The 20,106-nt window shown below is 67.2% G+C and carries 22 protein-coding genes; 12 read left to right on the top strand and 10 right to left on the bottom strand.

The window, feature by feature from the left end; genetic code table 11:
* Nucleotides 1–159: 159 nt before the first annotated feature.
* The 6 genes from WI697_RS19680 to WI697_RS19655 all read left to right on the top strand — a co-directional run bounded on the left by WI697_RS19680 (nucleotide 160) and on the right by WI697_RS19655 (nucleotide 6,254).
* Complete coding sequence (locus WI697_RS19680; RefSeq protein WP_062766468.1) at nucleotides 160–1,098, top strand: histone deacetylase family protein; 939 nt, start codon at nucleotides 160–162, stop codon at nucleotides 1,096–1,098.
* 107 nt (nucleotides 1,099–1,205) lie between these two features.
* Nucleotides 1,206–1,463, top strand: coding sequence for an exodeoxyribonuclease VII small subunit (locus WI697_RS19675; RefSeq protein ID WP_014744482.1), 258 nt, complete (start codon nucleotides 1,206–1,208; stop codon nucleotides 1,461–1,463).
* A gap of 56 nt (nucleotides 1,464–1,519) precedes the next feature.
* Nucleotides 1,520–2,446: a polyprenyl synthetase family protein gene (locus WI697_RS19670; RefSeq protein ID WP_345959656.1), complete on the top strand. Its 927-nt coding sequence runs from the start codon at nucleotides 1,520–1,522 to the stop codon at nucleotides 2,444–2,446.
* A gap of 290 nt (nucleotides 2,447–2,736) precedes the next feature.
* Entirely contained in the window at nucleotides 2,737–4,674 is a 1,938-nt protein-coding gene (gene dxs, locus WI697_RS19665; RefSeq protein WP_345959655.1) for a 1-deoxy-D-xylulose-5-phosphate synthase, read from the top strand.
* A gap of 16 nt (nucleotides 4,675–4,690) precedes the next feature.
* Nucleotides 4,691–5,500, top strand: a complete 810-nt coding sequence (locus tag WI697_RS19660; RefSeq protein ID WP_345959654.1) for a TlyA family RNA methyltransferase — start codon at nucleotides 4,691–4,693, stop codon at nucleotides 5,498–5,500.
* 52 nt (nucleotides 5,501–5,552) lie between these two features.
* Nucleotides 5,553–6,254 carry a Crp/Fnr family transcriptional regulator gene (locus tag WI697_RS19655; protein WP_062766459.1) on the top strand — a complete coding sequence of 234 codons (702 nt, stop codon included), beginning with the start codon at nucleotides 5,553–5,555 and terminating at the stop codon, nucleotides 6,252–6,254.
* Between the two features lie 25 nt (nucleotides 6,255–6,279).
* Here the strand turns inward: WI697_RS19655 and WI697_RS19650 are convergent, their stop codons facing one another.
* Nucleotides 6,280–7,392, bottom strand: coding sequence for an alpha/beta fold hydrolase (locus tag WI697_RS19650; RefSeq protein WP_345959653.1), 1,113 nt, complete (start codon nucleotides 7,390–7,392; stop codon nucleotides 6,280–6,282).
* 140 nt (nucleotides 7,393–7,532) lie between these two features.
* A complete protein-coding gene (locus WI697_RS19645; RefSeq protein ID WP_345959652.1) occupies nucleotides 7,533–7,964 on the bottom strand; it encodes a ferritin family protein in 432 nt (143 codons plus the stop codon).
* Nucleotides 7,965–8,112: 148 nt separating this feature from the next.
* On the opposite strand from WI697_RS19645, the gene WI697_RS19640 reads away from it, so the two are divergent.
* Nucleotides 8,113–8,487, top strand: a complete 375-nt coding sequence (locus WI697_RS19640) for a rhodanese-like domain-containing protein (protein ID WP_345959651.1) — start codon at nucleotides 8,113–8,115, stop codon at nucleotides 8,485–8,487.
* A gap of 226 nt (nucleotides 8,488–8,713) precedes the next feature.
* On the opposite strand, the gene WI697_RS19635 is transcribed toward WI697_RS19640, so the two are convergent.
* On the bottom strand, nucleotides 8,714–10,273 hold the full coding sequence (locus tag WI697_RS19635; RefSeq protein WP_345959650.1) for an acyl-CoA synthetase: 1,560 nt from the start codon (nucleotides 10,271–10,273) through the stop codon (nucleotides 8,714–8,716).
* Nucleotides 10,274–10,395: 122 nt separating this feature from the next.
* Entirely contained in the window at nucleotides 10,396–11,016 is a 621-nt protein-coding gene (locus WI697_RS19630) for a TetR/AcrR family transcriptional regulator (RefSeq protein ID WP_014744492.1), read from the bottom strand.
* Between the two features lie 349 nt (nucleotides 11,017–11,365).
* On the opposite strand from WI697_RS19630, the gene WI697_RS19625 reads away from it, so the two are divergent.
* From WI697_RS19625 to WI697_RS19605, 5 genes are all read left to right on the top strand, one after another.
* A complete protein-coding gene (locus WI697_RS19625; protein WP_014744493.1) occupies nucleotides 11,366–12,547 on the top strand; it encodes a lipid-transfer protein in 1,182 nt (393 codons plus the stop codon).
* A gap of 30 nt (nucleotides 12,548–12,577) precedes the next feature.
* Entirely contained in the window at nucleotides 12,578–13,045 is a 468-nt protein-coding gene (locus WI697_RS19620) for a MaoC family dehydratase N-terminal domain-containing protein (RefSeq protein ID WP_345959649.1), read from the top strand.
* Complete coding sequence (locus tag WI697_RS19615) at nucleotides 13,042–13,428, top strand: MaoC/PaaZ C-terminal domain-containing protein (RefSeq protein ID WP_014744495.1); 387 nt, start codon at nucleotides 13,042–13,044, stop codon at nucleotides 13,426–13,428. Before WI697_RS19620 ends, WI697_RS19615 begins: the two co-directional genes overlap by 4 nt.
* 62 nt (nucleotides 13,429–13,490) lie before the next feature.
* Nucleotides 13,491–14,318, top strand: coding sequence for an SDR family NAD(P)-dependent oxidoreductase (locus WI697_RS19610; protein ID WP_062766434.1), 828 nt, complete (start codon nucleotides 13,491–13,493; stop codon nucleotides 14,316–14,318).
* A gap of 76 nt (nucleotides 14,319–14,394) precedes the next feature.
* Nucleotides 14,395–15,555 carry an acyl-CoA dehydrogenase family protein gene (locus WI697_RS19605; RefSeq protein ID WP_345959648.1) on the top strand — a complete coding sequence of 387 codons (1,161 nt, stop codon included), beginning with the start codon at nucleotides 14,395–14,397 and terminating at the stop codon, nucleotides 15,553–15,555.
* Between the two features lie 59 nt (nucleotides 15,556–15,614).
* On the opposite strand, the gene WI697_RS19600 is transcribed toward WI697_RS19605, so the two are convergent.
* The 6 genes from WI697_RS19600 to fabI form a co-directional block, all read right to left on the bottom strand.
* The gene (locus WI697_RS19600) at nucleotides 15,615–15,914 is read right to left on the bottom strand and encodes an addiction module antidote protein (RefSeq protein WP_062766507.1); all 300 of its coding nucleotides are present in this window, start codon (nucleotides 15,912–15,914) and stop codon (nucleotides 15,615–15,617) included.
* A 2-nt stretch (nucleotides 15,915–15,916) separates the two neighbouring features.
* Complete coding sequence (locus WI697_RS19595) at nucleotides 15,917–16,213, bottom strand: type II toxin-antitoxin system RelE/ParE family toxin (protein ID WP_082828685.1); 297 nt, start codon at nucleotides 16,211–16,213, stop codon at nucleotides 15,917–15,919.
* A gap of 205 nt (nucleotides 16,214–16,418) precedes the next feature.
* Nucleotides 16,419–17,378, bottom strand: a complete 960-nt coding sequence (locus tag WI697_RS19590) for a PhzF family phenazine biosynthesis protein (RefSeq protein WP_345959647.1) — start codon at nucleotides 17,376–17,378, stop codon at nucleotides 16,419–16,421.
* 105 nt (nucleotides 17,379–17,483) lie between these two features.
* Nucleotides 17,484–18,074 (bottom strand): peroxidase-related enzyme, encoded by a 591-nt coding sequence (locus WI697_RS19585; protein WP_062766425.1) that lies wholly within the window; start codon nucleotides 18,072–18,074, stop codon nucleotides 17,484–17,486.
* Between the two features lie 78 nt (nucleotides 18,075–18,152).
* The gene (aroC, locus tag WI697_RS19580) at nucleotides 18,153–19,226 is read right to left on the bottom strand and encodes a chorismate synthase (protein ID WP_062766422.1); all 1,074 of its coding nucleotides are present in this window, start codon (nucleotides 19,224–19,226) and stop codon (nucleotides 18,153–18,155) included.
* Nucleotides 19,227–19,271: 45 nt separating this feature from the next.
* Nucleotides 19,272–20,084: an enoyl-ACP reductase FabI gene (gene fabI, locus WI697_RS19575; RefSeq protein WP_062766419.1), complete on the bottom strand. Its 813-nt coding sequence runs from the start codon at nucleotides 20,082–20,084 to the stop codon at nucleotides 19,272–19,274.
* Between the last annotated feature and the right edge of the window lie 22 nt (nucleotides 20,085–20,106).

Here is a 20,106-nt window from a genome sequence, read left to right as displayed (position 1 = left end):
GACTGTCGAAGTGTGATGCCGATCCGGCGACGCCGCCCCCGCCCGAAAGACGAGGGGCGGCCAACGTCGGACAGTTCGTCCCGCCCCGGGCCCGGTCCGGCCGACCGCTCATCCGGTCGGGCGCCCCCCTGCGGGACATGCGAGGAAACGCTGAACCTGATGTCGGTGCTGTTGCTGACCCACCCGGCCTGTCTCGATCACGAGACCGGATCCTGGCACCCGGAATCGCCCGATCGCCTGCGGGCGGTGCTGAAGGCGCTGGACGCCCCTGAATTCGCGGCCCTGGTGCGCGAAGAGGCGCCGCTCGCCTCGGACGAGACGTTGTCCCTCGCCCATGATGCCGCCTATGTGAAAAGCGTGCTCGCCGCCATTCCGGCAACCGGTGCGCAGGCCCTGCATCTGGACCCGGATACCGTGGTCTCGCCCGGATCGGGAGAGGCGGCACGCCGCGCCGCGGGCGCCGTGGTGGCGGCGGTGGATGCCGTGATGGGCGGGCGGTTCGATCGTGCCTTCTGCGCCATCCGCCCGCCCGGACATCATGCCGAGCCGGCGCGGCCGATGGGCTTCTGCCTGTTCAACAACGTCGCGGTCGGTGCCCTGCATGCGCGGGCCGTGCACAAGGTGAACCGGATCGCGGTGGTGGATTTCGACGTCCATCACGGCAACGGCACCCAGGCGATCTTCGAAAACGACCCGGACCTGTTCTACGGCTCGATCCACCAGGCGCCGTTCTATCCCGGCACCGGGCGGATTTCCGAACGCGGCGTCGCCGGCAACATCATGAACATCCCCTTCGGCGCCGGATCGGGCGGGATCATGGTCCGCCGGGCCTTCATCGAGCGGCTGATCCCGGCGCTGGACGAATTCATGCCCGATCTGCTGCTGGTCTCGGCCGGATTCGATGCCCATCACCGCGATCCGGTGGGCGGCATGGATCTCGGCACCGAGGATTTCGCCTGGATGACCAAGGAGCTGATCGAAGTGGCCCGGCGTCATTGCGGCGGCCGGATCATCTCGACGCTGGAAGGCGGCTACGACCTCAGGGCGCTGGCCGATGCCACGGCCTCCCATGTTCATGTGCTGATGACGGCGCCCTGATCCTGCAGTCTGATCCTGGTCTGCCTTGCCCGGCGGCGCAGGGCCGGCTTACACTCCGCCCTCATTCGATCCGCCCGCCCCAGACAGACCGAGGAGGTTCCGAGGCCATGGCCGCCGCCGACACCCTGCCGCCGGAGATCGCGGAGCTGAGCTTCGAGGATGCGCTGAAGCAGCTTGAACAGATCGTGCGCAAGCTGGAAAGCGGCGAGGCACGGCTGGAAGAGGCGATCGAGGATTACGAGCGCGGGGCCCTGTTGCGCCGGCATTGCGAACGCAAACTGGCCGAGGCCAAGGCCAAGGTGGAGCGCATCGTGCTGGGCGGCGACGGCCGCCCCGCCGGGCTTGAGCCGGTGGATCCCGAATGAGCACCGGCCCCCGGGATCGCGTGGCCCAAGACCCGTTTGCGAGCGACGAGACCGTGATGCCGCTGCCCGTCTTCGACGCGGCGGCACGTGGGGCGCTGAACGCCCGGCTGACCGAGGTGGCGGCGGGCGTCGATGCGGCGATGGACCGGCTGCTGCCGCCCGAAGGCGGCGGTGCCTCCCCCCGGCTGACCGAGGCGCTGCGCTATGCGGTCTTTGCCGGCGGCAAGCGGCTGCGGCCCTTCCTGATCGCGGCATCGGGGGCGCTGTTCGACGTGCCGGCAGACCGGCTCTATCGCGCCGGGGCGGCGGTCGAATTCCTGCACACCTATTCGCTGGTCCATGACGATCTGCCGGCGATGGATGACGACGATCTGCGCCGCGGCCGCCCGACCACCCATCGCCGCTTCGACGAGGCGACCGCCATTCTGGTTGGCGATGCGCTGCTGACGCTGGCCTTCCAGGTGCTGGGTGAGCCCGAGACCCATCCCGACGGCACGGTCCGCGCCGATCTGGTGGTGGCGCTGGCCGAGGCGGGCGGTGCCGGCGGCATGGTCGGCGGGCAGATGCTGGACATCGAGGCCGAAACCCGCGGCGAAGCGCAGGATCTGGGGACCATCGGCCGGATGCAGCGGCTGAAGACCGGCGCGCTGATCGAATTCTGCTGCCGGGCGGGCGCCATTCTGGGCGGTGCCGGCATGGAGGCCCGCACCAGCCTGCGCGACTATGCCCGCGCGGTGGGGCTGGCCTATCAGATCGCCGACGACCTGATCGACGCAACCGGCGATGCCGCGGCCGCGGGCAAGGCGGTGGGCAAGGATGCCGCCCGCGGCAAGGCGACCTTCGTCGGGCTGATGGGGATCGACGGCGCGCGTGCCGAGGCCGCCCGGCTGATGGACATGGCCCTGGCGGCCTTGCAGGGCTTCGATGGCCGGGCCGACGACCTGCGCCGGCTGGCCGTGCATATCGTGACGCGTGACCGCTGACTGCAACCTTCCTGCAACGATCACGGTTGACCGGCGCATGGCTGCAGGCTGTGCAAGCCCCGTGACGGTCGCTATATTGGCCGGATTTCCGCTGGTCCGCCGATCGGCGGGTTTCATTGCCGGTGACGGGATGCCATATCACCGGTAATGCCCGATGCCCGCAGCGATATCCGTCGTTGCGGGTTGCCAGGGCAGGCCGAGAGCCCTAAGAAACGGGGCTCCCGATGCGGCAGGGTCGTTGTCTGCCGGGTCGGTCAACAAAACATCGCGTGCGCGAGGAGAGGTCGCAAGTGTCCGATCGCCCGTCCACCCCGTTGCTCGACACCGTTCGGGTGCCGGCCGATATCCGCGGCTTCAACCGCGACCAGCTGCGCCAGCTGGCCGACGAGCTGCGGGCTGAAACCGTCTCCGCGGTCTCGGTCACCGGTGGCCATCTGGGCGCAGGGCTCGGCGTGGTTGAGCTGAGCGTCGCGATCCATCATGTCTTCGACACGCCGCGCGACCGGTTGATCTGGGATGTCGGCCATCAGTGCTACCCGCACAAGATCCTGACCGGACGGCGCGAGCGCATCCGCACGCTGCGCCAGAAGGACGGGCTGTCGGGCTTCACCAAGCGCGACGAAAGCGAATACGACCCCTTCGGTGCCGCGCACAGCTCCACCTCCATCTCCGCCGGCCTGGGCATGGCGGTGGCGAGCCGGCTGAAGGGTGAGGAGGAGCGGCGGGTGATTGCCGTGATCGGCGACGGCGCGATGAGCGCCGGCATGGCCTATGAGGCCATGAACAATGCCGGCGCCATGCCCGACCGGCTGATCGTGATCCTGAACGACAACGACATGTCGATCGCGCCGCCGACCGGCGCGATGAGCGCCTATCTCTCGCGGCTGATCTCGTCGCGGTCCTACCGTTCGCTCCGCGACATCGCCAAGCAGATGGCCCGGGTCTTCCCCAAGCCGCTGGAACAGGCGGCGCGGCGGGCCGAGGAATTCGCCCGTGGCCTGGTCACCGGCGGCACGCTGTTCGAAGAGCTGGGTTTCTATTATGTCGGCCCGATCGACGGCCATAATCTGGATCACCTGCTGCCGGTGCTGCTGAATGTGCGCGACGCCGACCAGGACGGGCCGGTGCTGATCCACATCGTCACCCAGAAGGGCAAGGGCTATCCGCCGGCCGAAAAGGCCGCGGACAAGTATCACGGCGTGGCGAAGTTCGACGTGGTGACCGGCGCCCAGGTCAAGCCGGCGGCCGGCGCGCCCAGCTATACCAATGTCTTCGCCGATGCGCTGATCGCAGAGGCCGAACATGATCCGCGGGTGCTGGCGGTGACCGCCGCCATGCCGACGGGTACCGGGCTCGACCGCTTCGGCCGGCGCTTCCCCGACCGGGTGTTCGATGTCGGCATCGCCGAACAGCATGCCGTGACCTTTGCCGCCGGCCTGGCGGCCGAGGGGATGAAGCCCTTCGCCACCATCTATTCGACCTTTCTGCAGCGCGCCTATGACCAGGTGGTGCACGACGTCGCCATCCAACGCCTGCCGGTGCGCTTCGCCATCGACCGCGCCGGTCTGGTCGGTGCCGACGGCGCCACGCATATGGGCTCGTTCGACCTGACCTATCTGTGCTGCCTGCCCGATTTCGTGGTGATGGCGCCGGCCGACGAGGCCGAGCTGATGCATATGGTGGCGACCGCCGCCCTGATCGACGACCGGCCGAGCGCCGTGCGCTATCCGCGCGGCGAGGGGCTGGGCGTGCCCCTGCCGGCGCGCGGCACCCCGCTCGAAATCGGCCGCGGCCGCATCCTGCGCGAGGGCACCAAGGTCGCGATCCTGGCCCTGGGCAGCCGGGTCGCCGATGCGCTGAAGGCGGGGGAGGAACTCACCGCCCGCGGCTATTCGACCACCGTCGCCGATGCCCGTTTCGCCAAACCCATCGATGCCGATCTGGTCCGCCGCCTGGCATCCGAACACGAGGTGCTGATCACCATCGAGGAGAACGCCATCGGCGGCTTCGCGAGCCAGGTGACCCAGCTTCTGTGCGACGGCGCGCTGATCGAGCGCGGGCTGAAGCTGCGCCCGATGATGCTGCCGGATCTGTTCATCGACCATGCCAGCCCGCGCGATCAGGTGGAGATGGCGGGCCTCGGCGTGCAGGCGATCGTGGCCAAGGCGCTGGAAGCGCTGGGTCATAACGATGTCGACGTGGTGTTGACCACCAACAGCCGCGCCTGATCCGGACCGCTGCCCCATGGCCACCGCAACCACCCGTCTGGACCAGGCCCTCGTCGACCGGGGGCTGGTGGAGACGCGCAGCCGCGCCCAGGCGCTGATCATGGCGGGGCATGTCTTCGTCGACGATCGCAAGGAAACCAAGCCCGGCACGAAAGTGAAGCCCGGGGCGGCCCTGCTGGTGAAGGGGGCCGACCACCCCTGGGTGTCGCGCGGGGGGCTGAAGCTTCAGGGCGCGATCGACCAGTTCGGCCTGGACCCGACGGCTGCGGTCGCGATCGATGTCGGCGCATCGACCGGCGGCTTTACCGACGTGCTGCTGACCCGTGGCGCCGCAAGGGTTTATGCGGTCGATGTGGGCCATGGCCAGCTGGCCTGGAAGCTGCGCCAGGACGAGCGCGTGGTGGTGATGGAGAAGCTGAACGCCCGCTATCTGACCGAAGAGCATGTGCCCGAGCCGGTCGACTGGGTGGTCTGCGATGCAAGCTTCATCGGCCTGCGCACGGTTCTGCCGGCCGCCCTTTCGCGGCTGAAGCCCGGGGGGCTGGCGGTGGCGCTGATCAAGCCGCAATTCGAGGTCGGCAAGGGCCGGGTGGGCAAGGGTGGCATCGTGCGCGAGCCCGAGCTGCATGCCGAGGTGGTGGAGACGATTTCCGGCTGGTTCGCAAGCCTGCCCGGGGTCGAGGTGGCCGGCGTGACCCAGAGCCCGATCAAGGGCCCGGACGGCAATGTCGAATTCCTGATCGTGGCCCGCTTCACCGCCGGCGGCGCAGGGCTTTTCACGCCGCGCGATCCGGGCGAAGCTGACGGGGATGCCGCCGGGGACTGACCGGCGGCCCGCGCATCCCGAGAGGTCCCGCCCCTCACGAGAGGTCACGCCCGTGCAGCCAAACCGGATTGCCGCCGCCTGGAAGGGGCTTGCCGCGTGCCAGAGCTGCGGCATCCGCCGGCTTGCGCTCTTCGCCGATCTGGAGGCGGAGGATTTCGCCCATATCCATCTGCCGATCGAGGAACGCAGCATCCCGGCCGGCACCGCCCTCTACGGGCTGGACGATCCGGCAGAGGCGGTGTTTACCGTGCGCGCCGGCCTGGTGAAGCTGGTCCATATCCAGCCCGATGGCGGCCAGCGCATCGTGCGGCTGGTGCGGGCGGGCGGGGTGGCCGGGATCGAGGCGCTGGTCCGGCCGACCTATCCCCATGCGGCGATGGCCCTGCAGCCGGTGGAGTTGTGCCGGATCCCGACCTCGGTGGTGACCCGCCTGCAGACCGAAACGCCCCGGCTGCATCAGCGGCTGATGGAGAAGTGGTACGAGGCGTTGAGCGTTGCCGACGACTTCCTGACCGAGCTTGCCACCGGCCATGCCCGCCAGCGCCTGGCCCGGCTGCTGCTATGGCTGAGCGAGGATGCCCCCGATCAGCCGGTGCGGCTGTTCAGCCGCGAGGATCTGGGGGCGATCCTGGGGGTGACGCTGGAGACGACCAGCCGGACGATTTCCGAGTTTCGCCGCAGCGGCGTGCTGACCACGCTGTCGCATAATCTGGTGCGCTGCGACCGGGCGGCGCTTGCAGAGATTGCCGCCTGAACAAGGGGGCCGGCTGAGCAGGAGCTCAGTCCCGGCCGGCGATCCAGCGGGCAATCCCCGGCCAGTATTCTTTCAGCGTGCGGGCGCCCATGAACAGGCCGATATGCCCGCCCGGCACCGTCTGCTGCACGATATCGGCTGCGGGCGTGCCGATATATTTCGCCGCGTCCAGCACCTGTTCCGGCGTGGTGATGTCGTCGCCCGCACCCGCCAGAAGATAGGTCGGGCAGGTGATCGTCTTCAGGTCCAGCCGGCGGCCGAGCGCGATGAAATCGCCCTTCGCCAGACGGTTTTCCTTGAACAGCAGTCGGATCGCCTGCAGGTACCAGCGCCCGGGCAGGTCGAGCGGGTTTTCGTACCAGCTTTCGAAGACCTCTTCCTTGGCCAGATAGGCCGGGTCGTCGATATGCTCGTAGAGGTCGATATGGGACTGGATGTAATGCTGCTCGGGATGCATGTTTTTCCAGCCCTGCAGCATGAACTTGCCGCGCATCAGCCCGCCGCCCAGCTTCACCAGATCCTCGTAAAAGGCCATCGGCGAGGCATGGGCCATGCGTTTGATCGGCCCGTCGCCGGCATCGGTATCGATCGGCGCCCCGGCCAGCACCAGTGAATTCACCTTCTCGGGGAAGCGGGCGGCGATCATCGCCGAGGTCCAGCCGCCCTGGCAGAGGCCGACCAGATTGACCCGGCCGCCCAGATCGTCGATCGCGACCACCAGCTGGGCCAGATAGTCGTCGATCTCCAGATCCTTCATATCGGCGGTGGCGCTTTTCCAGTCGGTCAGCGCGACATGATCGATGCCGTTGGCGAGCAGGGTTTCAACCAGGCTCTGGCCCTGGTGATAATCCGCGATCATCGCGGTATGGCCGGCATAGGGGGCGTTCACCAGCGTGGGGATGCCCTTACCCTGCTGGCCATATTCGCGCAGAGCCATGGTCCGCAGGTCGAGACGCAGCCGGCTGGGCGTGGCGAGTTTGGGCCGCAGATCATCGTGGATGCGGATCTCTTCCTCGACGAATTTCGCATTGCGCGCATACAGCTCCAGCCCCTGCTGCAGCATGTCGTTCGCCATGGCGAGCGGCCAGAAGGCGGGGACGGCGCTGGGGGTGGCGGATCCGACGGATTTCGATGACATGAGCGACTTCCTTTGCGTGGCGTCGCCGGGTCTCCGGCTGCGCCACGAAAATGGGGCAGCCGTTCGGAGCGGAGGCTCGACGATCTCATCGACGGGTCGAGTCTATGCCGCAATGCAGCATGGCAAAAATGAATTCCCTGTCAGGATGCGGCGGCCGGGGCAGGGCAGCCATGCATTTCCGCCCAGTGAAGCAGGGCCGGCAGCTGAACATGGCGTAGCGCATCATGGAGGCGCATCAGCACGGGCCCGGCCTCGGCATCGCCCTGCACCGCCGGCAGCAGCCGGCTTTCATAGCCGCCGATCGCCGCCACGGCGTTGTCGGCCGCCATCCGGCAGGCGGCCCGCAGATCCGCGGGCAGGGCCGGCGGGGCGGCAACCGGGCGCGCCGGGGCAGACATGCCGCGGGCGACGAGCAGGCGGATCAGGGTGGCGGCATGCAGATAATCCGACATCAGCAGGTTGCGGAAGGGCATGACCGGCCCGAAACGCGCAATCACCGCCTCGGCGATGGCCGCCGCCCGCCAGGCTTCGTCCAGCGCCGCCCGAATCGCGGCATCGGTGGTGACGGGCATGACGAACCTCCCTCGGGCCAGGCGGGATCGGGACATGGCCGATCCTGGCGGGGAAGGCCGGCGCGCGCTTTGAGATTCCGCAAGGACAGGACGGCGGATCTGAAGATGATCAGGGGCAGCCAATCGCAGCCAGGAAAGGTCCGGTCCCATGCCGATCCGCGAGATTCTGGGCATCACCGAATTCGATGCCTACACCCCTGAAGAAACCCGCGCCGCCCTGGCGACGGGGGAGATCGTGCTGATCGACGTCCGCACCCCGCAGGAATATGCGGTGGAACATATCGAGGGCGCCCTGCTGATGCCCATGGCGTTTTTCGACCCGCGCTTCCTGCCACCCCAGGACAGCCGCCGCATCGTGCTGCATTGCGGATCGGGCATGCGCTCCACCCGCATGGCCGAACGCTGTGCCGCCGCGGGCTTCGACCGCATCGCCCATATGGCCGGCGGCATGAACGCCTGGAAGGACCAGGGCCTGCCCTATATCGCCACCGACCCTGCGACGGGCGGGCCGGTCAGGAAGTGAGAGGGGCGGGTGATGCCGGTGCCGGGTCGTCATCGGCCAGAGATATGTCCCGGCCGGTATCCCGGTCACGGTGCAGGTCGAAGCTGTCCGTCTTCGGGCCGCTCAGCAGGTAATCCCTGAACGTCATGCGGTCCTTATCTGAACGCGACACCATCCTGTCCTCCCGCCGCTGGCTGACCAGGTATATGATCTCCGGCGGCGGGAGGCACAAGTGATGTGATCGACCTCAGTTCACCCGCCGGTCCCGCCCTTCCCAATAGGGCTTGCGCAGATCCCGCTTCAGGATCTTGCCGGCGCCGGACATGGGCAGCGGTTCGTCGCGGATTTCGACGCTGCGCGGGCATTTATAGCCGGCGATGTGCTGCTTGCAGAAGGCGATGATCTCTTCGGCCGTGGGGCGGGCGTCAGATTTCGGCACCACTACGGCATGGACGATTTCGCCCCAATGCTCGTCGGGGATGCCGATCACCGCGCATTGGGCGACGTCCGGATGGCGGGCGACGACGTTTTCGACCTCCAGAGAATAGACGTTCTCGCCGCCGGAGATGATCATGTCCTTCACCCGGTCGACGATGTAGATGAAGCCGTCCTCGTCCATGCGCGCGCCGTCGCCGGTGTGCATCCAGCCGTCGACGATCGCCTTGGCGGTTTCTTCCGGGCGTTCCCAATAGCCCATCATCACATTGCGGCCGCGCACGACCACCTCGCCGACCTCGCCCACCGGCACCGGCCGGTCGTCGGCATCGACGATGCGCACCTCGCAGCCGATCACCGCCCGGCCGGCCGAGCGGTGGCGGCCTTTGGCCCGGCTTTCGCCCACATGTTCCTGCGGGTGGAGCAGGGTGGCGACGGGGGAAAGCTCGGTCATGCCATAGGCCTGCATGAACTCGACCCCGGGCAGCTTCGCCGTGGCGCGGTCGAGCACGGCCTCGGTGATCGGGGCGGCGCCATAGATGATCCGCTTCATCGAGGAGAGGTCGTAATTGCCGATCGCCGGGTGGTCGACCAGCATCTGGATCATGGTCGGCACCAGCAGGGCCGAGGTCACCTTGTGCTCCTGGATCGCCTTCATCACGCCTTCGGGCGTGAAGGAGGGGATGATCACATGCGGTTCCCCCTTCATCAGTAGGGAGAAGGTCGCAGCCCCGTCGGCCAGATGGAACATTGGCGCGCTGTGCAGATAGACCGTGCCGTCGGGAAACAGGCCTTCGGCCAGGGAATGCAGGCTGTTGGAGATGATGTTCTCGTGCGACAGCATCACCCCTTTGGAGCGGCCGGTGGTGCCGCCGGTATAGAAGATGCCGAACAGATCGTCGCCGCTGCGTTCGGCATCGGGGATCGGATCATGGTTCCGGATCAGATCCTCGATATGGGGCATGTCTTCGGGCGCCGGGCCGTCGCCGGCATAGATCAGGGCGAATTGCGAGCCCGAGGCCGCCGCGATCGCCCGGCCCATCTCGGCGAAGGCGTCGTCGACGATCAGCAGGCTGGCGCCGCAATCCTCGATCGCGTCGGCATTCTCGGCGCGGCTCCAGCGGATGTTCAGCGGCACGATCACCGCGCCCGCCCAGGGGGTGGCGAGGTAGAATTCGATATAGCGGTCGGAGTTCAGCGTCAGCAGCGCGACGCGGTCGCCATCCTCCACCCCCAGCGCCCGGAAGGCGCCGGCGATGCGGGCGACGCGGTCGGCGGTTTCGCCCCAGCTGCGGGTGCGGCCGGCGCAGATCGTCGAGGTCCGATCGCGGGCAATGGCGATCGTCCGTCGGAGCCCTGATGTGATGCCCATATATCCTCCCAGTGGGTTTGAGCGTTGCCTCCGGTATGCCGTCCGCACTTCTTTATCGGGCGGATCGGGCAGGAACGCCGGCACGGGGGAAGAGGGCAGGGCGGCGGGCCGCCGCCCGGGCCCTAGCGTGCCAGCGCGTGCCGCGCCATGTCTGCCATGACGTCGGCGATCTCTTCGGCCGTGCGCGGGCCGCCTTCGCGGAACCACTGGCCGACCCAGTTGACCGCACCGGCCAGCAGGAAGGCGGCGATGCGGATATCGACCTCGCGGATCGAGCCGTCGGCGACGCCCTGGGCGATATAGCCGCGCAGCCTGGTATCGATCGACCGCTTCCAGTCGCGGACCTTGCGCCGGCTGTCGGGCGCCAGGTCGCGATCGTCGACGCTGACCAGACACATGCCGAAATCGGCGGTCATGTTCAGCGTATAGGCCCTGAGGAAGGCGACCGCCCGGTCCAGCCCGCGCTTGCCCGCATCATCGACACCGGCAAGCTCGGCTTCGATCAGCTCTCCGCCCAGCTGATAGCAGGCGTAGAGGATGTCTTCCTTGTTACGGAAATAGTGGTAGAGCGCAGGCTTGGTGATGTGCAGCTGCTCGGCCACGTCCGCCATCTTGGTCCGGTGGAAGCCGTTCTCGACGAACAGCCGCGCCGCCGTGCGCAGCACCGCATCACGCTTGGCATCGCGGTCGCGCTGGCGTTCGGCGGCGGGCTTCCAGGGGGAGGCGGGAATCTCGATCTGCACGGGGGGTCTGATCTCTCTGCTGCACGGGCCTGGGGTCGCCGCCCTCCGGAAACCGCCGGAGCGGGCCGGTGGGCAGATCCGGGGGGATGATCGCACGACCGGCCCCGGATCGGAACGGCCGCGCATCACAATCCGGACGATTGACGGCCCGACTTCGTATTCGGTATCTTACCCATGGGTAAAAGAAAATGTCCATGCCCGTCGCGGCGACCGGCCGCCGGGCCTGTCCACAAGTCCGGTCAAGGGCCCGATCACCCAAGGGGCCAGTCATCCCAAGGACCCGGTCATCCCAAGGACGGCGAGCCTTGAGGGCAGTCGTTCCCCCCCCAACAGGCGAGGAAAGCTCATTATGGTCGAGAGCGTGAGGATCGCGGGCGTCGGCATGATCCCGTTCGTGAAGCCGGGCACCAGCGCGCCCTATAGCGATATGGGGGCCGAAGCCGCCCGTCAGGCCCTGGCCGATGCCGGCATCGGCTACGACCAGATCCAGCAGGCCTATGTCGGTTATGTCTATGGCGACAGCACCTGCGGTCAGGCGGCGCTCTACGAGGTCGGCATGTCCGGCATCCCGGTGGTGAACGTCAACAACAACTGCTCGACCGGCTCGTCGGCGCTGTTCCTGGCGCGGCAGGCCGTGGCCTCGGGGGCGGCGGATTGCGTGCTGGCGCTTGGCTTCGAGCAGATGGTTCCGGGTGCGCTCGCCGACGTCTATCAGGACCGGCCGAGCCCGATGGCGAAGTTCATCGAGGTCGCCAAGGAATTCGACCCCGCCGCCGAGGCGCCGATGGCCATCCGCCTGTTCGGCGGCGCCGGCAAGGAATACCAGCAGAAATACGGCGCGAGCGACGCGGCTTTCGCGATGATCTCGGTGAAGGCGCGCCGCCATGCCGAGCATAACGAGCGGGCGATCTTCCGCACGCCGACCTCGGTGGAAGAGGTGCTGGCTTCCAAGCACATGTACGGGCCGCTCACCCGCCTGCAGTGCTGCCCGCCGACCTGCGGTGCCGCGGCGGCGGTGGTCGTCTCCGAAGCCTTCGCCCGCAAGCACGGGCTGACCGACGCCATCCGCCTGCGCGCCCAGGTGATGACCACCGACTTCCCGTCCAGCTTCGGCGAGAAGAGCATGATGAAGGCGGTGGGCTACGACATGGCCCGCGCCGCGGCCGATGCGGTCTACGAGCAGACCGGCGTCGACCCGATGGATGTGAGCGTGGTGGAGATGCATGACTGCTTCACCGCCAACGAGCTGATCTCGTACGAAGCGCTCCGGCTGACGCCCGAGGGCACGGCCGAGAAGTTCATCATGGACGGCGACAACACCTATGGCGGCCGCGTCGTCACCAACCCCTCGGGCGGGCTGATCTCCAAGGGGCATCCGCTGGGCGCGACCGGCCTTGCCCAGTGCGCCGAACTGGTCTGGCAGCTGCGCGGCCAGGCCGGTCCGCGCCAGGTGGAGGGCGCGAAGATCGCGCTTCAGCACAATCTGGGTCTGGGCGGCGCCTGCGTCATCTCGCTTTACGACCGCGCCTGACCGGCATCGAGCAGGAGAGGATGATCATCCATGCTCGATAGAGCGGCGATCGGGCGGGTTCTCCCGCCCGTTACCGCGACGGTCGAACGCGGCCGTCTGCGGTTCTTTCTGAATGCGATCGGCGAGACCAGCCCGATCCACCACGATACGGCCGCGGCGCAGGCCGCCGGCTATCGCGACTGTCCCATCCCGCCCACCTATCTGTTCTGCCTGCGCATGCTGGATGCGCCCGAGCCCTATGCCCTGCTCGACGAGCTGGGGGTCGATCTCGGCACCGTGCTGCATGGCGAGCAGAGCTTCACCTATCACGAGCCGGTGGTGGCGGGCGACGAGATCCGCTTCATCGGCCGGATCGCCGACATCTTCGACCGCAAGGGCGGCGCGCTCGAATTCCTGGTCGAGGAGATCCGGGTCGAGCGGGTGTCGGACGGTGCCCATGTCGCCGATGTGCGGCAGGTGACCGTGATCCGCAATCCCGTGGCCGGAGGTGCGGCATGAGCGGTGAACCGATTCGGGTGGTGGCCGAGATGCCGCCGATCACCCGCACGCAGCTGGCGCTTTATGGCGGCGCCTCGGGTGACCATAACCCGATCCATATCGATATCGACTTTGCGAAGGCCGCCGGTTTCCCCGACGTCTTCGCCCACGGCATGCTGGTCATGGGGCTCGCCGCCCGAGCCGTGACCGGGGCCGTGCCGCTCTCGCGTCTTAAGTCCTATGGCGTGCGTTTCACCGCCATCACCCAGGTCCACGACCGCCTGACGGTCGAAGCGGTGGAGACCGGCGTCACCGAGGCCGGCGACCGCCGGCTGGACGTGACCGTCCGCGACCAGAACGGCCAGGTGAAGGTGCAGGGCGAAGCGCTGATCGCCGCCGGCTGATCCGGCCCGGGCCTGTCTGCCCTTTTCAAAAAACCTCAGAAAATATCGGGAGTGACGTCAAGATGGGCAAGCTCGACGGCAAGGTCGCGCTGGTTTCCGGATCCGGCCGCGGCATCGGCCGCTCCATCGCCCTCAAGCTGGCGAGCGAGGGGGCGAAGGTCGTGATCAACGACCTCGACGAGGCGCCGGCCGAGGCGGTGGCTGCCGAGATCCGCGCGATGGGCGGCGAAGCCCTGATCTGCGCCGGCAATGTGGCGGCCGAGGATTTCGGCACCCGCTTCGTGAACACCGCGGTCGAGGGCTTCGGCGGGCTCGACATCATCGTCAACAATGCCGGCTATACCTGGGACTCGACCATCCAGAAGATGACCGACGAGCAGTTCCAGGCGATGATCGACGTCCATCTGACGGCGCCGTTCCGCATCCTGCGGGCCGCCGCCGAGCCGATCCGCATCTTCTCCAAGCGCGAGGCGCAGGAGGGGCGCGAGGTCTTCCGCAAGGTGGTCAACATCTCGTCGATCGCCGGTCTCTACGGCAATGCCGGCCAGGTCAGCTATTCCTCGGCCAAGGCGGCGCTGGTCGGCATGACCCGCACGCTGTGCAAGGAATGGGGCCGCTACAAGGTGAATGTGAACTGCGTCGCCTTCGGCCTGATCGCCACCCGTCTGACCCAGGCGATCGAAAAGGAACAGGCGACCATCGATGTCGATGGCCGCGAGATCAAGGTCGGCGTGCAGCATCAGCTGCTCGACACCATGGCCCAGCTGATCCCGCTCGGCCGCGCCGGCACGCCGGACGAGGCGGCGGATGCGGTCTATCTGTTCTGCGCGCCCGAGAGCAACTACGTCAGCGGCCAGGTTCTGGTCTGCGGCGGCGGCATCCTGCTCTGATACCTGTCGGCGGCGGCGGGCCCGCGGCGTGACCGCCGGGCCCGCTTGCCGCACACGATCCGACGGAGACATCCCCATGACCGCTTCTGCCCCCCGGACGACCTCTTCCTGGATGACGCCGGAGCTTGAAAGCCTTCGCGACCAGTTCGGCCGCTTTCTGGATGCCGAACTGAAGCCCCATGCCGCGCGCTGGCGCCGGCAGCGCATGATCGACCGCTCGGCCTGGACGGCGCTGGGCGAGATGGGCGCGCTGGGTGCGGCGATCCCCGAGGAATGGGGCGGCAGCGGCGGCGATGTCTATCAGGAGATGGTGCTGCTCGATACCATCAACCGGCACTGCTCCGATCTCGCCAACGGCTACAGCGTGCATTCGGGCATTGTGACCCATTACGTGCTGACCTATGGCACCGAGGATCAGAAGCGGCGCTGGCTGCCCAAACTCTGCTCGGGCGAATGGATCGGCGCGATCGCGATGACCGAGCCGGGCGGCGGGTCCGACCTTCAGGCGCTGACCACCCGCGGCCGGCGCGACGGCGACGACTATGTCATCGACGGCCAGAAGACCTTCATCACCAACGGCATCGCCGCCGATCTGGTGCTGGTGGCGGTGCGCATCGACGGCACGCCGGGAGCCAAGGGCATCTCGCTGATCGGTGTGGAGAAGGGCGCGCCCGGTTTCCAGCCCGGCCGGCCGCTGGAAAAGATCGGCCTGCATGCGGCCGATACCGCCGAGCTGTTCTTCGACGGCGCCCGCGCGCCCGTCGACAACCTGCTGGGCGGCATCGAGGGCCGCGGCTTCTATCAGATGATGGAGCAGTTGCCCCGCGAACGCCTGATCCTGGCGGTCGGCGCGGTTGCGGCGATGGAGCATGCGGTCGAGATCACCCGCGCCTATGTTCACGAGCGCAAGGCCTTCGGCAAGACCCTGTTCGACTTCCAGACCATTTCCTTCCGCCTGGCCGAGCTTGCGACCGAAGCCCATATCGCGCGCGTCTTCGTCGACGACTGCCTGGTCAAACTGGCCGAGAACCGGCTCGACAACGTCACTGCCTCGATGGCCAAGTGGTGGTGCAGCGAACGCCAGGTCCAGACCGTCGACGCCTGCCTGCAGATGTTCGGCGGCTATGGCTATATCGAAGAAACCGAAATCGCCCGCATGTATACCGACGCCCGGATCCAGAAGATCTATGGCGGCGCCAACGAGATCATGAAGCTGCTGATCGCACGCTCGCTCTGACGGCGCGGTTGCCGGCGATATGAGGATGGGGCCTGCCCGAAGATCGGGCGGGCCCGTTTTTATTCCCCGGGGTGAGACAGCGGTTCTACAGAAAGACGAAGACCAAGGGCAGCCAGAACTTTCAGTATAGTTCCGAATTCGGGATTTCCCTTGTCGCTCAAGGCTCGATAGAGGCTTTCGCGGGAGAGCCCTGCATCTTCGGCAATCTGTCTCATTCCTTTAGCGCGTGCCACGACGCCCAACGCGTCGGAGATAAACGCAGGGTCCCCTGTTTCGAAGGCATCGGACAGATAGCCGGCCATAGCCTCGTCATCGTCCAGATATTCTGCTGGATCAAAGGCCGTGGTCTCCAGCGCCATTGTCATCTCTCCATTTCCGCCGCAAGTCTCTTTGCTTGCTCAATGTCAGCATTTTGACGGCTTTTCGTGCCCCCGCATAGAAGAACAATAAGAACAGTGCCGCGTTGGGTGAAGTAAACTCTATACCCTGGCCCCTCATCAATGCGCAGCTCCGAAACGCCTCCACCCACCGATTTGACGTCGCCAGGATTTCCGGACCGCAAGCGTTGGATGCGGACGGCGATCCGTTGCTTGGCGCGAGAGTCACGCAAAGACATCATCCATGCGCGGAAGATGCCGGTCTGCTGTATCTCGAGCATGTTTCTCCACATCATATAGTAGCTTGCGAGCTACAAATTAACAAGCGCCAGTGACCAAGGAGGCGCGGCATTCGATCTGTCGGCGGCCCGGCGCATTCACCGCACCAGCGCATGTAGCCGACAGTGATTTTCAGATGATTTTCTCTGGAGAATATATCGTAAGCGGCAAACAGGCGCATTCCCCTCATCTGAGCGGGCGTCGCGCTCACCCCCGCGCCCGCAGCCCCGCGCCGGCGGCCAGGGTGAGGGGCAGGCGGCCGACGGCCAGTGCGGCGGCGGTGGTGCGCTCCACGTCCAGACGGTTGAGGACGAGCCGGCCTTCGGAGTATTCGACCACCCGGCCGGTCAGCACCACATGGTCCGGGCGGGGCATCACCGTCACCCGCCCGCGGCGGGGAGAGAGTTGCAGGCCGTCCAGCCGGTCGCGGGCCAGCATGTCGGCGAAAAGCGGCGCCAGACCGGCATGGACGATGCCGGTGACCGGATCTTCGGGCACGCCGAGCTTGGGGGCGAAGAAGCGGCAGACGTAATCGGCGCCATCGGCCAGAGAGGCGCCGTCGGCGAGGCTGGCGACCGCCACCGCCCGGGGCGGCAGGGCGGCGATGGCGGCGGCGTCGGGTCGGATCGCCTCGACCTCTGCCGGATCCTCGACCAGCACATACCAGTCGTGGCGGCCTTCCAGCACGGCAGCCGGGGCGACACCGCCCAGTGCTGCGGTGATCGCGCGCAGCAGCGCCGGGCGCGGCTCGATCCCGGTCAGCCGTTCGCGCGGCAGCGACAGGCACAGCCGGTCGTCCGCCTCCGGATCCCGGGCGACATGAAGCAGCCCGCCACGGGTGCGGAACACCACCGCCGGCGCTTCGGGGGCCAGCCGGCTCAACACCACATGGGCGGCTGCCAGCGTGGCGTGGCCGCACATCGGCATCTCGGTGGTGGGGGTGAACCAACGCAGGTGGAAGGGCCCGGCGGCGGTGCCATCGCCCGTGCCGAACCCGCCCGCATCCTCGGGCACCAGGAAGGCGGTCTCGGACAGCCGGTTTTCGGCCGCGATCGCCTGCATCACCGGCACCGGCAGCCAGGCATCCATCAGGCAGACCGCCGCCGGATTGCCGGCGAACAGCCGCTCGGCGAAGGCATCAAGGTGAAAGATCCTGACGTTTCGCATGGCGGGACCATTCCTTCGCAAACTGTGGGTTGCGTTCAATGGGAATGATCACGCCAATTCAGATCGTCAGGCAAGCGGCATTTGCGCGCCGCGGCAAATCCGTGGTCAGCGGTTCATATCGTGATATTCGTCGTTCGGCAGCATGTCGACCGCGCTCGCGACGCGGTTGGTCATGTTGTAGAAGCCGATGACATTGGCCAGGTCGAAAATGTCTTCGACCGAAAAGCCCGCATCGCGCAGCCGGGCCCGGTCGGCCTCGTCGACCAGGGTCGGGGTTTCGGTAACCTTGGCGGCGAAATCGAGCATCGCCCGGTGACGGAGCGACAGCGGCGCCACCCGGTAGTTCATCACCAGCATCTCGCCGAGCTTCGGATCGCCCGACAGCGCCCTGACCGCCTGGCCATGGGCGACCAGACAGTAATAGCAGCGGTTGATCGACGAGACCACCACCGCGACCATCTCGCGCTCCAGCTTGTCGAGCCCGCTGTCGCCCAGCATCAGCTCGTTGTAGAAGCGGCTGAAGGTGCGGAACTTTTCCGGCCGCAGCGTATAGGCCTGCAGCACATGCGGAACCATGCCGAGCTTCTCGCGGCACTTCGCGTAATAGGCCTGGATGTCGTCGGCATTGCCGGCTTCGTCGGGGATGGGCAGGGCCATCACCTCGGGCTTCAGCTGCAGCGGCTTGTCGGCGGACATGGATAAGCGTCTCCCCGGTTCTTGTTTGATCCGGGGAGTATGCCTGCCGGGGCCGGGGCTGTCTTCAGAAGCCGGGCGTCACCCGCCACATTGGCCGCGATGGCGCAGCAGATGATCGGCCAGCACCACCGCCATCATCGCCTCGCCCACCGGCACCGCGCGGATGCCGACGCAGGGGTCGTGGCGGCCCTTGGTCACCACCTCGGTATCCGCGCCGTCGCGGGTGACGCTGAGCCGGGGGGTGAGGATGGAACTGGTCGGCTTGACCGCAAAGCGCACCACCACCGGTTCGCCATTGGCGATACCGCCCAGGATGCCGCCGGCGCGGTTGCCCAGGAAAGCGGGCTTGCCCTCGCGCATCCGCATCTCGTCGGCATTCTGCGAGCCGGTGAGACGGGCGGCCGCGAAACCGTCGCCGATCTCCACCGCCTTGACCGCATTGATGCCCATCATCGCCTTGGCGAGATCGGCATCCAGCTTGTCGTAGAGCGGATCGCCCAGCCCGACCGGCACGCCTTCCGCCACCACTTCGATCACCGCGCCGCAGCTGTCGCCGGATTTGCGCAGCCCGTCCAGATATTCAGCCCAGCGCGCGGCGGTTTCGGCATCGGGGCAGAAGAAGTCGTTACGGCCGGTCTCGTCCCAGTCCCAGCGGCTGCGGTCGACGCCGATGCCGCCCATCTCGACCAGGGCGCCGCGGATGGTGACGGTCTCTCCCAGCACCTTGCGGGCCACCGCGCCGGCCGCCACGCGCACCGCGGTTTCGCGGGCGCTGGACCGGCCGCCGCCGCGATGGTCGCGAATGCCGTATTTGGCCTGATAGGTGAAGTCGGCATGGCCCGGACGGAACTTGTCCTTGATCTCGCCGTAATCCTTCGAGCGCTGATCGGTGTTGCGGATCAGCAGGCTGACCGGGGTGCCGGTGGTCAGGCCTTCGAAGGTGCCCGACAGGATTTCGACCTCGTCGGGCTCGCGCCGCTGGGTGGTGAAGCGCGACTGGCCCGGCCGGCGCTTGTCGAGGAAGGGCTGGATGTCGGCCTCGGTCAGCGCCAGGCGCGGCGGCACGCCGTCGACCACGCAGCCGATCGCCGGGCCATGGCTTTCACCCCAGCTCGTGAAGCGGAAAAGCTCGCCGAAACTGTTGCCTGCCATGGCCGGTCCGATCCTTCAAAACGGTGCTGTGGGAGAGAGGTGGGGTCAGCTGAGATTGATGTCGGGCGCATCCTCGGCCTTCATGCCGACGATGTGATAGCCCGCATCGACATGCATCACCTCGCCGGTGATGCCGGTGCCCATGTCCGAGAGCATCAGCAGCGAGGCGTTGCCGACCTCTTCGATCGAGACCGTGCGCCGCAGCGGCGAGTTCATCTCGTTCCAGCGCATGATGTAGCGGAAGTCGCCGATGCCCGAGGCGGCCAGCGTCTTGATCGGCCCGGCCGAGATGGCGTTGACCCGGATGTTTTCGGGGCCGAGGTCGGCCGCCAGATACTGCACGCTGGATTCGAGCGCCGCCTTGGCCACGCCCATGACGTTGTAATGCGGGATCACCCGCTCGGCCCCCAGATAGGAGAGCGTCAGGATGCTGCCGCCATGCTGCATCAGCGGCCGGGCATACTGCGCCATCTGCACCAGCGAGAAGGCCGAGATCTGCATGGTGCGCAGGAAGTTGTCGAGCGTGGTGTCGACATACTTGCCCTTCAGCTGGTTCTTGTCGGAATAGGCGACGGCGTGCACCAGAAAGTCGAGCCGGCCCCATTTTTCGGCGATCGTGTCGAACAGGGCCTTCATGCTGTCGTCGTCGGTGACGTCGCAGGGGGCGACCAGGGTCGCGCCGACCTCGGCGGCCAGCGGGCGCACCCGCTTTTCCAGCGCCTCTCCCTGATAGGTCAGTGCCACTTCCGCGCCGTTCAGCGCCACCGCCCTGGTGATCCCCCAGGCGATCGAGCGGTCATTGGCGACGCCGACGATCAGGCCGCGCTTGCCGGCCATCACGTTCGATTGAACGATCATGCGGTCCCCTCGCTGTATCCAG

Source organism: Tistrella mobilis (genome assembly GCF_039634785.1).
Classification (GTDB): Bacteria; Pseudomonadota; Alphaproteobacteria; order Tistrellales; family Tistrellaceae; genus Tistrella; species Tistrella mobilis.
This window is presented reverse-complemented; position numbering and strand designations above follow the sequence as displayed.

What these genes read in the sequence shown, in the direction of transcription:
- WI697_RS19680 (WP_062766468.1), top strand. Translation starts at nt 160, where the DNA reads ATGTCGGTGCTGTTGCTGACCCACCCGGCCTGTCTCGATCACGAGACC.
- WI697_RS19675 (WP_014744482.1), top strand. Translation starts at nt 1,206, where the DNA reads ATGGCCGCCGCCGACACCCTGCCGCCGGAGATCGCGGAGCTGAGCTTC.
- WI697_RS19670 (WP_345959656.1), top strand. Translation starts at nt 1,520, where the DNA reads ATGCCGCTGCCCGTCTTCGACGCGGCGGCACGTGGGGCGCTGAACGCC.
- WI697_RS19660 (WP_345959654.1), top strand. Translation starts at nt 4,691, where the DNA reads ATGGCCACCGCAACCACCCGTCTGGACCAGGCCCTCGTCGACCGGGGG.
- WI697_RS19650 (WP_345959653.1), bottom strand. Translation starts at nt 7,392, where the DNA reads ATGTCATCGAAATCCGTCGGATCCGCCACCCCCAGCGCCGTCCCCGCC.
- WI697_RS19645 (WP_345959652.1), bottom strand. Translation starts at nt 7,964, where the DNA reads ATGCCCGTCACCACCGATGCCGCGATTCGGGCGGCGCTGGACGAAGCC.
- WI697_RS19640 (WP_345959651.1), top strand. Translation starts at nt 8,113, where the DNA reads ATGCCGATCCGCGAGATTCTGGGCATCACCGAATTCGATGCCTACACC.
- WI697_RS19635 (WP_345959650.1), bottom strand. Translation starts at nt 10,273, where the DNA reads ATGGGCATCACATCAGGGCTCCGACGGACGATCGCCATTGCCCGCGAT.
- WI697_RS19625 (WP_014744493.1), top strand. Translation starts at nt 11,366, where the DNA reads ATGGTCGAGAGCGTGAGGATCGCGGGCGTCGGCATGATCCCGTTCGTG.
- WI697_RS19620 (WP_345959649.1), top strand. Translation starts at nt 12,578, where the DNA reads ATGCTCGATAGAGCGGCGATCGGGCGGGTTCTCCCGCCCGTTACCGCG.
- WI697_RS19615 (WP_014744495.1), top strand. Translation starts at nt 13,042, where the DNA reads ATGAGCGGTGAACCGATTCGGGTGGTGGCCGAGATGCCGCCGATCACC.
- WI697_RS19610 (WP_062766434.1), top strand. Translation starts at nt 13,491, where the DNA reads ATGGGCAAGCTCGACGGCAAGGTCGCGCTGGTTTCCGGATCCGGCCGC.
- WI697_RS19605 (WP_345959648.1), top strand. Translation starts at nt 14,395, where the DNA reads ATGACCGCTTCTGCCCCCCGGACGACCTCTTCCTGGATGACGCCGGAG.
- WI697_RS19600 (WP_062766507.1), bottom strand. Translation starts at nt 15,914, where the DNA reads ATGGCGCTGGAGACCACGGCCTTTGATCCAGCAGAATATCTGGACGAT.
- WI697_RS19595 (WP_082828685.1), bottom strand. Translation starts at nt 16,213, where the DNA reads ATGCTCGAGATACAGCAGACCGGCATCTTCCGCGCATGGATGATGTCT.
- WI697_RS19590 (WP_345959647.1), bottom strand. Translation starts at nt 17,378, where the DNA reads ATGCGAAACGTCAGGATCTTTCACCTTGATGCCTTCGCCGAGCGGCTG.
- WI697_RS19585 (WP_062766425.1), bottom strand. Translation starts at nt 18,074, where the DNA reads ATGTCCGCCGACAAGCCGCTGCAGCTGAAGCCCGAGGTGATGGCCCTG.
- aroC (WP_062766422.1), bottom strand. Translation starts at nt 19,226, where the DNA reads ATGGCAGGCAACAGTTTCGGCGAGCTTTTCCGCTTCACGAGCTGGGGT.
- fabI (WP_062766419.1), bottom strand. Translation starts at nt 20,084, where the DNA reads ATGATCGTTCAATCGAACGTGATGGCCGGCAAGCGCGGCCTGATCGTC.